The 10,909-nt window shown below is 74.0% G+C and carries 11 protein-coding genes; 6 read left to right on the plus strand and 5 right to left on the minus strand.

The window, feature by feature from the left end:
- Positions 1-19 precede the first annotated feature (19 nt).
- Positions 20-883, plus strand: a complete 864-nt coding sequence (locus ACIBPC_RS24090) for a nitroreductase/quinone reductase family protein (RefSeq protein WP_398847453.1) — start codon at positions 20-22, stop codon at positions 881-883.
- Between the two features lie 5 nt (positions 884-888).
- Here the strand turns inward: ACIBPC_RS24090 and fahA are convergent, their stop codons facing one another.
- The 3 genes from fahA to hppD all read right to left on the minus strand — a co-directional run bounded on the left by fahA (position 889) and on the right by hppD (position 4,611).
- On the minus strand, positions 889-2,148 hold the full coding sequence (gene fahA, locus ACIBPC_RS24095; protein ID WP_398847455.1) for a fumarylacetoacetase: 1,260 nt from the start codon (positions 2,146-2,148) through the stop codon (positions 889-891).
- Positions 2,145-3,350, minus strand: coding sequence for a homogentisate 1,2-dioxygenase (locus ACIBPC_RS24100; RefSeq protein ID WP_398847457.1), 1,206 nt, complete (start codon positions 3,348-3,350; stop codon positions 2,145-2,147). Before ACIBPC_RS24100 ends, fahA begins: the two co-directional genes overlap by 4 nt.
- Before the next feature lie 61 nt (positions 3,351-3,411).
- Positions 3,412-4,611 (minus strand): 4-hydroxyphenylpyruvate dioxygenase, encoded by a 1,200-nt coding sequence (gene hppD, locus ACIBPC_RS24105; protein WP_398847665.1) that lies wholly within the window; start codon positions 4,609-4,611, stop codon positions 3,412-3,414.
- 166 nt (positions 4,612-4,777) lie between these two features.
- On the opposite strand from hppD, the gene ACIBPC_RS24110 reads away from it, so the two are divergent.
- The 4 genes from ACIBPC_RS24110 to ACIBPC_RS24125 all read left to right on the plus strand — a co-directional run bounded on the left by ACIBPC_RS24110 (position 4,778) and on the right by ACIBPC_RS24125 (position 6,954).
- A complete protein-coding gene (locus ACIBPC_RS24110; protein WP_362959635.1) occupies positions 4,778-5,290 on the plus strand; it encodes an Lrp/AsnC family transcriptional regulator in 513 nt (170 codons plus the stop codon).
- 155 nt (positions 5,291-5,445) lie between these two features.
- Positions 5,446-5,823 (plus strand): hypothetical protein, encoded by a 378-nt coding sequence (locus tag ACIBPC_RS24115; RefSeq protein ID WP_398847459.1) that lies wholly within the window; start codon positions 5,446-5,448, stop codon positions 5,821-5,823.
- Positions 5,824-5,894: 71 nt separating this feature from the next.
- On the plus strand, positions 5,895-6,230 hold the full coding sequence (locus tag ACIBPC_RS24120; RefSeq protein ID WP_398847460.1) for an ArsR/SmtB family transcription factor: 336 nt from the start codon (positions 5,895-5,897) through the stop codon (positions 6,228-6,230).
- 1 nt (position 6,231) lies between these two features.
- A complete protein-coding gene (locus tag ACIBPC_RS24125; protein WP_398847462.1) occupies positions 6,232-6,954 on the plus strand; it encodes a cation transporter in 723 nt (240 codons plus the stop codon).
- Here ACIBPC_RS24125 and ACIBPC_RS24130 read toward each other — a convergent pair.
- On the minus strand, positions 6,941-7,645 hold the full coding sequence (locus ACIBPC_RS24130) for an AAA family ATPase (RefSeq protein ID WP_398847464.1): 705 nt from the start codon (positions 7,643-7,645) through the stop codon (positions 6,941-6,943). The two genes, ACIBPC_RS24125 and ACIBPC_RS24130, sit on opposite strands and share 14 nt — an antisense overlap.
- Before the next feature lie 85 nt (positions 7,646-7,730).
- Positions 7,731-9,920 (minus strand): MMPL family transporter, encoded by a 2,190-nt coding sequence (locus ACIBPC_RS24135; RefSeq protein WP_398847466.1) that lies wholly within the window; start codon positions 9,918-9,920, stop codon positions 7,731-7,733.
- Between the two features lie 102 nt (positions 9,921-10,022).
- On the opposite strand from ACIBPC_RS24135, the gene ACIBPC_RS24140 reads away from it, so the two are divergent.
- Positions 10,023-10,529, plus strand: a complete 507-nt coding sequence (locus ACIBPC_RS24140; RefSeq protein WP_398847467.1) for a tetratricopeptide repeat protein — start codon at positions 10,023-10,025, stop codon at positions 10,527-10,529.
- Positions 10,530-10,909: the final 380 nt, after the last annotated feature.

Genomic DNA, 10,909 nt, shown 5'->3' on the forward strand with positions numbered 1-10,909 from the left:
CGGGCGGAGAGGATTCCCGATGGGCTGGAACGACCAGGTGATCGCCGAGTTCAGGAGCAACAACGGCCGTGTGGGCGGCATGTTCGAGGGCGCGCCCCTCGTCCTGATGACGACGGCGGGGCGGCGCACCGGCCGCCCGCACACCAATCCGGCGGTGTACCGGCGCGACGGCGACCGCTACCTCGTCTTCGCGTCGAACGCGGGCGGCGACCAGCACCCCGACTGGTACCTGAACATCCTGGCGTCCCCGCAGGTCACCGTGGAGCTGGGGACGGACGAGGGCACGGCCCGGTCGTTCGCCGCGCGCGCCGTGCCCCTGGAGGGCGCCGAACGCGACCGGCTGTGGGAGGCGCAGTGCGCGGACAACCCCGCCTTCCGCGAGTACGAGCGCAAGACGTCGCGGACCATCCCCGTGGTCGCCCTTGAGCTGCTCGACCTCGCGTCCGACCCCGGTGCAGGGGCGGCCGTCGTGCGCCAGCTGATGGGGCACCACCAGGACCTCCGCGACCAGCTCGCCCGCCTGATCGCGGCCCTCGACCGGGGCGAGGCGGCCGGTGCCGCGGCGCCCGAGGGGCTCGCGGAGCAGCTGCGGAAGCACTGCCTGACGTACTGCTACGGGCTGCACCTCCACCACACGCGCGAGGAAGGCGCGTTCACCCAGTTCGAGCGGCAGTACCCGGCGCTCGTCCCCGCGATAGCACGGCTGCGGGAGGAACACCGCGTCGTCGCCGACGCGCTGACCGCCTTCGAGGCCGAGCTGACGGCGGCGGCGGACGGCGAGAAGGACGTCACGCGGATGCGGGAGGGCCTCGAACGGCTGGTGGCGGGCCTTGAGGAGCACTTCGCGTACGAGGAACGCGAGCTGCTCGCCGCCGTCGGCTGACCCGCTCAGGCGCCGGTGGGCGTGCCGGTGGGCACGATCCGGCCGCTGACCGACCCGAGGCCGACTCGCACGCCGCCTGGCCCCGGCGCGGTCGCAGCGATGACGACCTCGTCGCCGTCCCGCAGGAACGTCCTGGTCTCCCCGCCGGGCAGCTCCAGCGGGACGGCGCCGCCGCGCGTCAGCTCGATCAGCGAGCCGCACTCCCCCGCGCCGGGGCCGCTCACCGTGCCGGAGGCGAACAGGTCGCCGGCGCGCACGTGCGCGCCGCCCGCCGTGAGGTGCGCGAGCTGCTGCGCGGCGGTCCAGTACATGGCGGAGAACGGCGGCCTGGCGACGAGGTGTCCGTTGAGGGTCACCGTCAACTCGATGTCAAGACCCCACCGTTCGGCGCCCGTGTCGTCGAGGTACGGCAGCGGGCGCGGGTCGCGGGGCGGCGGGGCGACGCGGGCGTGGCCGAGCGCGGCGAGCGGCACGACCCAGGGGGAGACGGACGTGGCGAACGACTTGCCGAGGAACGGCCCGAGCGGCACGTACTCCCACGCCTGGATGTCGCGCGCCGACCAGTCGTTGACCAGGCAGACGCCGAAGACGTGCCGCCCGGCGTCCGCCAGCGGGACGGGGCGGCCCGGTGTGGAGGGCGTGCCGACGACGAAGCCGACCTCCGCCTCGATGTCGAGCCGCTCGGACGGGCCGAGGGTGATGACGCCGTCCGCGGTGCGCCGCTGGCCCGTGGGGCGGGCGACGGGCGTCCCGGAGACGACGACCGTGCCCGACCTGCCGTGGTAACCGATCGGCAGGTGCTTCCAGTTGGGCGTCAGCGGGTCACCGTCGGGGCGGAAGAGGCGGCCGAGGTTCCTCGCGTGGTGCTCGCTGGAGTAGAAGTCCACGTAGTCGGCGACGGTGAACGGGAGGGTGAGCGCCACCTCGCCGGCCGGGCGCAGCAGGGGCTCGACGGCGGGGCGGTGGCGTTCGTCGGTGAGCCAGGCGGTGAGCGCCGCCCTGACCTCGGCCCACACGGCCGGTCCCGCGCCGAGGAGCCCGTCGAGGGTGCCGGACGCGAACAGCGCGGCGCGGTGCGGGAGGAGGGCGGCCGTGGCGGCGGTGAGGTCGAGGACGCGGTCGCCGACGGCGGCGCACGCGCGGCGTCCGGGCAGCCCTTCGGCGCGGAAGCTGCCGTACGGCAGGGTGTGGACGCCGAAGGGGTGGTCCGCGGGGACACCGTGCCAGGCGCGTGCGGCGGGCGTGGAGGTGTGCGCGGCGGTCACCTGGCGCCGCCCGCCCAGCTCCACGCGTACCGCCCGTCGTCCGTGACGGCGCCGCCCTCGCCCAGTTCGAGCGGGCGGAACGTGTCGACCATGACCGCGAGTTCGTCGAAGAACTCGGCGCCGAGCGACCGTTCCACCGCGCCCGGCTGCGGTCCGTGCGCGTGCCCGCCGGGGTGGAGGCTGACGGAGCCCTGGGCGATGCCGCTGCCCTTGCGGGCCTCGTAGTCGCCGCCGCAGTAGAACATCACCTCGTCGGAGTCGACGTTGGAGTGGTAGTACGGCACGGGGACGGCCAGCGGGTGGTAGTCCACCTTGCGGGGCACGAAGTTGCAGATCACGAAGTTGGTGCCCTCGAAGACCTGGTGTACGGGCGGCGGTTGGTGGACGCGCCCGGTGATGGGCTCGAAGTCGGCGATGTCGAAGGTGTACGGGTAGAGGCAGCCGTCCCAGCCGACCACGTCGAACGGGTGGGTCGGGCAGACGTAGCGCGTGCCCGTCACGCCGCCGTCGCCCGGCCTGGAGGAGCGGTGCTTGACCAGGACCTCGACGTCGGTGCCCTCGGCGGTCAGGGGCTCGGTGGGCCCGTGGAGGTCGCGTTCGCAGTACGGGGCGTGTTCGAGGAGCTGGCCGTGGCGGGACAGGTAGCGGGCGGGCGGGGCGATGTGGGAGGTGGCCTCGATGACGTAGCAGCGCACCGGGTCGGGGCCGGTGGGCAGCCAGCGGTGCGTGGTGCCGCGCGGCAGGATCAGGTAGGTGCCGGGCCCGACGTCGAGGGAGCCGAAGACGGTCTCGACGGTCGCGGTGCCCGCCTCCGTGTAGACGCACTCGTCGCCGAGCGCGTTGCGGTACAGCGGGCTCGGCGCGCCCGCGACGACGTACGAGATGCGGACGTCGGCGTTGCCCAGCACGAGGCGGCGGGCCGTGACGGCGTCCAGGTTCTTGGCCTCGGCGTCGTCGAAGAGCAGGGGCAGCCTGAAGTGGCGCGGCAGCAGCGGGGAGTTGGGGGTGGTGGTGAGGTCGCCCGGCTGCCAGGGCGTGGCGTCGGTGATCGCCGAGGGGACGCCCGTGTGGTAGAGCAGCGAGGAGTCGGACGAGAAGCCCTCCTCCCCCATCAGCTCCTCGTAGTGGAGCCCGCCGCCGGGCCGCGGGTGCTGGGTGTGCCGCTTGCGCGGCACGTCGCCGATGCTGCGGTAGTGGGGCATGGCACCTCCGGGGCGTCGCGGTGGTGTGCTGGGGGGAGGAGGGTGTGGGGGCGGGGGCGGCTCAGAAGTTGCCGCGCTTGGCCTGCTCGCGCTCGATGGCCTCGAACAGTGCCTTGAAGTTGCCCTTGCCGAAGCCGAGGGAACCGTGGCGTTCGATGAACTCGAAGAAGACCGTGGGCCGGTCGCCGACCGGCTTGGTGAAGATCTGCAGGAGGTAGCCGTCCTCGTCGCGGTCCACGAGGATGCCGCGGGAGGCCAGTTCCTCCACGGGGACGCGCACCTCGCCGATGCGGGCGCGCAGTTCGGGGTCGGAGTAATACGTGTCGGGGGTGTTCAGGAACTCGACGCCCTTCGCGCGGAGCGTGTCCACGGTGGTGAGGATGTCGTTGGTCGCCAGCGCGAGGTGCTGGGCGCCGGGGCCCTCGTAGTACTCCAGGAACTCGTCGATCTGCGAGCGCTTCTTGCCGACCGCCGGCTCGTTGAGGGGGAACTTCACGCGGTGGTTGCCGCTGGCGACGACCTTGCTCATCAGGGCCGAGTAGTCGGTGGCGATGTCGTCGCCGATGAACTCGGCCATGTTGGTGAAGCCCATGACGCGGCGGTAGAAGTCCACCCACTCGTCCATGCGGCCGAGTTCGACGTTGCCGACGACGTGGTCCAGCGCCTGGAAGACGCGGCGCGGCTCGCCGTCCGGCTTGACGTACCCGGACGTGCGGGCGGCGTAGCCCGGCAGGTAGGGGCCGTCGTAGCGCGAGCGGTCCACGAGGCTGTGGCGCGTGTCGCCGTAGGCGGCGATGGCCGCGACGCGCACGGTGCCGTGCTCGTCGGCCAGGTCGTGCGGCTCCTCGACGACCGTGGCGCCCTGCGCGCGGGCGTGCGCGACGCAGCGGTCCACGTCGGGGACCTCCAGTGCGATGTCCACCACGCCGTCGCCGTGCCTGCGGTGGTGGTCGAGCAGCGGGGAGGCGGGGTCCACGCCGCCCTTGACGACGAAGCGGATGGCGCCCGAGCGCAGGACGTACGCCTGGTGGTCGCGGTTGCCGGTCTCGGGCCCGGAGTAGGCGACCAGCTCCATGCCGTAGACGGACTGGTAGTGCAGGGCGGCCTGGGTGGCGTTGCCGACGGACCAGACGACGGCGTCCCAGCCGGAGACGGGGAACGGGTCGCCCGCCGGGTCGTAGTCCACCAGGCCGACGAGGCGGCGCAGCTGGTCGAGGTCGAGTTCGGCCAGTCGCTCCTGGCTCGTGAGGGGTGCTTCCATCGTCACGTCGGGCCTCCTCGCCGCGTCGCACACTCGTGGTCAACTAGAACACGCCAGCGCCGATGTGCTGCGCAAGCGGCCCTCCGCGTGCTGGCCGGGGCGCTCTGATCACCGGCGCATTCGGGTGGTCGGCTATACAATCTGCCCAGCTTCACGGGAGGTGGGCATGGCGGGGCTCGACATCGATCTGCTGGACATCGACCTGCTGGGCGCGCTGCGCGAGCATCCGCGGGCGGGGGTGCTGGAGCTGTCGCGGCTGCTGGGGGTGGCGCGCGGCACGGTGCAGGCGCGGCTCGACCGCATGGAGCGCGCGGGCGTCATCACCGGGTACGGGCCCGACGTCGACGTGGCGGCGGCGGGATTCCCCGTGCAGGCGTTCGTCAGCCTGGAGATCGCGCAGGGGTCGCTGGACGAGGTGGCGGCCGAGCTGGCGGCGCTGCCCGCCGTGCTGGAGGCGTACGCGACGACCGGCGAGTCGGACGTGCTGTGCCGGCTGGCGGCGTCCTCGCACCAGGACCTGCACGCCACGCTGCTGGCGCTCAACCAGTCGGGCACCGTGGCCCGTTCGACCAGTGTGGTGGTGCTGTCCGTGGTGGTGCCGCCGAGGACGCAGCCGCTGCTGGCGGAGAGCCCGCGCGGCGGGCCGCGGCGCGCGCCCGCGTACCGTACGCGCTCCTGAGCGCGCGGCGGCGGCGTGGGAGCTTGCGCCGGGGAGCGGCATAACGGACTTTCGGGGAAGAAAGATCCGACGCGGGGACAGGTGGACCGGCCGGTCCCGGGTACCCGCAGACGAGCCTTCCCGACACACCTGACGCTCTGAAAGCAGTGACGCCCATGGGTACTTCCGAAGACGAGAACAGTGTCAGCATCCACCTCACCGACTGCGGACGCGACACGGCCCGCGCCGTCTTCGACGTCCTGACGGCGGCCTACCCCGGCTCCGCGCCCGGGACAGGCCCGGAGGGGAACGGCGGCGGCACCCGGGCGGGACACCCCGTCGTGTGGAGCATGGTGGTGGCCACCGAGGCGTACCGGCCCGGGGTGACGGAGGAGGCTCCGGCGCTGGACGAGACCGTGAACGTGACTGTGACCGGCAGCTCGGACGGCGTGGCGCGGGTGGGCGAGGTCCTCGGGGCCGCCTTCCGCGCCGACGAGGTCGGGCGGGTGCCGGGCGAGCACGAGTTCGAGGTGCGCCTGCGGCTGTCCCGCTGACCGGCGGGCGGACGCGGCGACAACTGTTCAGCCATCTATGAATTCAGGATCTGCTGTACTACAGTCGCCGTGTGCTGACCATCGCCCCTGACATCGAGGTCCTCACGCGGTTCGGCCGCGCGCTGGCCGACCCCGTCCGCTGCCGCCTGCTCCTCGCCCTGCGCGAGGCCCCGGCGCACCCCGCCGACCTGGCCGACCGGCTCGGCGTGTCCCGCACCCGCCTGTCCAACCACCTCGCCTGCCTGCGCGACTGCGGCCTCGTCGTCGCCGTCCCCGTGGGCAGGCGGACGCGGTACGAGCTGGCCGACGAGCGGCTCGGGCACGCGCTGGACGACCTGCGCGACGCCGTGGTGGCCGTCGCCTCGGACCGCGCCTGCGCCGAGGCGGCGGAGAAGGGCTGCTGCTGACATGGCGTCCGGCATACGCCCCGCCGACCGGCGCGACGCCCTGGCCCGGCGGATACGGCTGCTGGTGGCGGCCACCATCGCCTGGAACGTGACCGAGGCCGTCGTCGCCGTGGCCGCCGGGACGGCCGCCTCGTCCGCCGCGCTGGTCGGCTTCGGGCTCGACTCGGTGGTGGAGGTGTCCTCGGCCGCCGCCGTGGCCTGGCAGTTCTCCGCGCGCGACCACGCCGTGCGGCAGGCGCGGGAGGCGCGGGCGCTGCGGATCGTCGCCGTCTCGTTCTTCGCGCTGGCCGCCTATGTCTCCGTGGACGCCGTGCGCGCGCTGCTGGGCGGCGGCGACGCGGACGCCTCGCCGGTGGGCATCGTGCTCGCGGCGCTGTCGCTGGCCGTGATGCCGTTCCTGTCGGCCGCGCAGCGGCGGGCCGGGCGGGCGCTCGGCTCCGCCTCGGCCGTCGCCGACTCCCGGCAGACGCTGCTGTGCACCTGGCTGTCCGCCGTGCTCCTGGCGGGGCTGCTGGCGAACGCCACGGTGGGCTGGTCGTGGGCCGATCCGCTGGCCGCGCTGGTGATCGCGGCGGTGGCGGTCAGGGAGGGCGTGAACGCCTGGCGCGGCGACGCCTGCTGCGCCGTGCCGCTCAGCGCCGCGCGGGAGGACGACGCCGCCGGTGACGCCTGCGGCTGCCCGCCGGGCTGCGCGTGCTGCGGGCCCGCCCTCACTCTCCCGTGAAGCCGAGCTCGGTGACGGCGGCGGCGGCCGGCGCGTCGAGCAGGGTCACGGAGGCGCAGCCCGGCGGCAGGTCCCCCGCCTCGACGGCGGTGATCAGGCGGGCCATCGCCCGCCGGTGGCGGCGGAACGCGCGGGCCGAGACCGTCCGGCCGCGTTCCTCCTGCCGGGCGCGGGCCAGGGACGGCGGGACGTCGAGCAGCAGCAGGTGCAGCCCGGCGCCGGTGCGCCGCGCGCCGGAGGCGAGGCGGCGCCGGACGAGGGAGCCGCGCCCGCAGTCGTGCACGAGCAGGGCGAGCGGGGAGCGTAACGCGCGCCACAGGACGCGGTGGTGGCCGAGCCGGACGGCCGGGCGGTAGACGGCGTACGGGAGCCTGGCGGGCAGGCGGTCCTCCCATCTGTCGCGGACGTCCTGCGAGTCGATGCGCAGCACGCGGCCGCCGGGGTCGGCCAGCCGTGCCATCAGCGTGGACTTGCCGCCGCCGGGGAGCCCGGAGACGACGACGCGGTCCCCCGCGGGCCAGCGCAGGACGAGGGGGCCGGTGTCGCGGACGCCGCGCAGGTCGTGGACGCGGGGCGGTCCGCCGTCGGCTGCCGTCACGGTGAGCACGGTGGCGGGCGGGGTGCCGGTCGTGGGGGTGGTCGCGGTCGGGGCCGTCCGGATCGGCGATCCGGCGGTCTCGGGCCGGATCATCTGGCTCTCCGTATCGACGAGTTGAGGCGGTGGGCCCAGCGAAACCGTAACCTCTCGCCGGAATCGGGCGCAATGGTCCGGCGGATCAGCCCTCCCGCGTGTGCCGCGCGCCGGGCCGTTCCAGCCGGTGCCCCTCGATGTCCGGGTCGGGCAGGTACCGGTCGAACCAGCGCGGCCGGCTCCAGATCCGGCGGCCCACGACGGCCATCACGGCGGGCACCAGCGTCAGGCGCACGACGAACGCGTCGAGGAACACGCCGACCGCGAAGCTGAAGCCGATCGACCGGATGATCGGGTCGTCGGTCACCATGAAGGCGACGAAGATCGAGAACATGATCAGCGCCGCGGCGGTCACCACGCGGGCGGCGGCGCCGGTGCCCCGTTCCACCGCTCCCCTGGCGTCGCCGGTCGCCGTGAAGTCCTCCTTGATGCGCGAGACGACGAACACCTCGTAGTCGCTGGACAGGCCGAAGATGATCGCCAGCATGATGATCGGCAGGAAGCTGACGGTCTCGGCCGGGGTGATGCCCAGCAGGTGCCGCCCCCAGCCCCACTGGAACATCGCCACCTGCGCCCCGAACGCCGCGCACACCGACAGCAGGAATCCCACGATCGACTTGAGCGGCACGAAGAAGGTGCGGAACGCGAACGTCAGCAGCACGAAGGCGAGTCCGACCACCACGACCAGGAAGACCGGCAGCGCGGAGGAGAGCTTCGCGGACACGTCGATGTTGGACGCCGTGGTGCCGCCCACGGTGATGTGCGTGCCCGTGCCCTCCTCGATCCGGCCGCGCTCGTCGCGGATGCGGTGGACGAGGTCAGCGGTCTCCGGGTCGCTCGGACCCGTGCCCGGGACCACCTGGACGACGGCGATCCGGTCGCGCTGGGCGACGGGCTCGGCGCTGGTGACGCCGGGCAGGTCGCCGAGCGCCCTGGTGATCCGCTCCACCGGCTCGCGCCCCTGCGCGCCGTCCGCGACGACCAGCAGCGGCCCGTTCGCGCCGACGCCGAAGCCGTCCGCGATGAGGTCGTACGCCTTGCGCTGCGTGTCCGACTCCGGCTTGGACGCCCCGCTCGGCAGGCCGAGTTCCATCTGCGTCGCGGGCAGCGCCAGGACGCCGAGCAGCACGACGCACCCGGCCAGGACGGGCACCCGCGCGCGGACGACGAAGCGGGCCCACGCGGCGCCCGCCGTGCTGCCCGGCTCGGTCGCGGTGCGCCGCGCCGTGCGCTCGGGGCGTCCCGGGCGGCCCGGCAGCCGGATGAACGACACCACGCGCCGCCCGGCGAAACCGAGGAAGGCGGGCAGCAGCGTCAGCGCGATGAGCATCGCCATCAGGACGGCGACCGCCGCGCACAGCCCCATGACGGTCAGGAACGGGATGCCGACCACCGACAGGCCGCACAGCGCGATGATGACGGTCAGGGCCGCGAAGACCACCGAGCCGCCCGCCGTGCCGACGGCGAGCGCCGCGGCGCGTTCGGGCTCCAGGCCGGTCAGCAGGTAGTTGCGGTGACGGTAGAGGATGAACAGGCCGTAGTCGATGCCGCAGGACAGGCCCAGCATCAGCGCGACGGTGGTGGAGGCCGACGCGATGTCCACGACGGAGGCGACGGCCGTCACGCCGGTCATGGTGATGGCGATGCCGATGACGGCGGTCACGATCGGGACGAACGCGGCGACGACCGCGCCGAACGTGACCAGCAGGATGATCAGCGCGACGACGAGACCGGCCAGTTCCGGCGCCTCGGAGATCTCGGTCTGCCAGCCCGGGTAGACGCTGCCCGAGTACTCGACCTGGACTCCCGCGCGCTGCGCGGGCCGTACGGCGCGCTCCACGGCGTCCAGCGTGCTCTCCTCGACGTTGCCCGCGCTCTCGGTGAACTGGACGCCGCCGAGCGCCACCTTCCCGTCGCGCGAGACCTGCGGCCGTTCGCCGAACGGGTCGGTGACCGACGCCACCTGCGGCACGTCGCCCAGCTCGCGGAACGCCTTCTCGATGCCCGCGCGCGGCCCGGGGTCGGTGACCTTCGCGCCGCCGTGCGCGGCCATGACGACCTGGGCCTGCCCGCCGCCGAACGCGGGCAGGCGCCGCGCCAGCAGGTCGGTGGTGCGCTGGGACTCCGTGCCGGGGATGGTGAAGACGTCGTTGGTGGCGCCGCCGCTCACCCCGGCGACGGTCCCGGCGAGCAGGAGGGCGGCGAGCCAGATCACCAGGACGAGGCGCCGGCGCCGGAACGCCCACCGCCCCAGCCGGAAGAGGAATGCGGACATGGGGTTCCTTCCCTGACGACCACTGGTGATCTTCTCCGGGAAAGGACAGCCGCGACATTTCCGACACGCGTGGGCCGCCGGGCGGCCAGGCAGAATGGCGGCATGAGCACACTGACGAGGGACGAACGGCTGGCCGGGGCGGTCGCGCTGCGCACGGCGGGCGAGAAGGAGCGCGCCAAGGACCAACTGGTCGCGCTGGCCGCCGAGTTCCCCGACGACCTGGAGATAGCGTTCCAGACCGCCTGGGCGCACGACACGCTCGGCCTCGAAGCGGCGGCCGTGCCGTTCTACGAGACCGCGGTCGGCCGTCCCGGGCTGCCGCCGGACGACCGGAAGGGCGCGCTGCTCGGCCTGGGCAGCACCTACCGGACGCTGGGGCGCTACGCGGAGTCGGTGGCGACGCTGCGGCAGGGCGTGGCGGAGTTCCCCGACGACGGCGGGCTGCGGACGTTCCTCGCCATGGCGCTGTACAACACGGGCGAGCACCGGGAGGCCGTCGGCACGCTGCTCCACCTGCTCGCCACGACCAGCGGCGACGCGGGGGTGACCGACTACCGGGAGGCGATCACCTTCTACGCCGACCGCCTGGACGAGACCTGGCCCGGCTGACCCACCGGCAGCAGGACCGCCCTTGACCCCGGGCCCCGACCGCGACGCGGCCGGGGCCCGCCGCCGTTCCGGAGCGACCGCCGACCCGGCACATGGCGCGTTCACGACATTCACGGCGCGCGGCGGACGCGGCCCGCCGATCCGGAACCGACGCACCATTGCCGCCCCACGCCGACCGTCCCTACCGTGGAGTACCGGCACGGCGTGCGACGCCCCTGTGACGCGGGCGAGTCGCCGCGTGCCGTACGGGCCGGGGGTCCCCCGGCAGGGGTGGCGACCACAGGGGCGCCGGGGAGTCCTCCCCGGCCGGGCAGCGGCGGAAGCCGGATACCGAGGAGCGGCGCGGACCGTCGTCCGGCGTGCGTGCACGCCGGAATGGT

The organism is Streptomyces sp. NPDC049879, assembly GCF_044461265.1.
Lineage (GTDB): Bacteria > Actinomycetota > Actinomycetes > Streptomycetales > Streptomycetaceae > Streptomyces.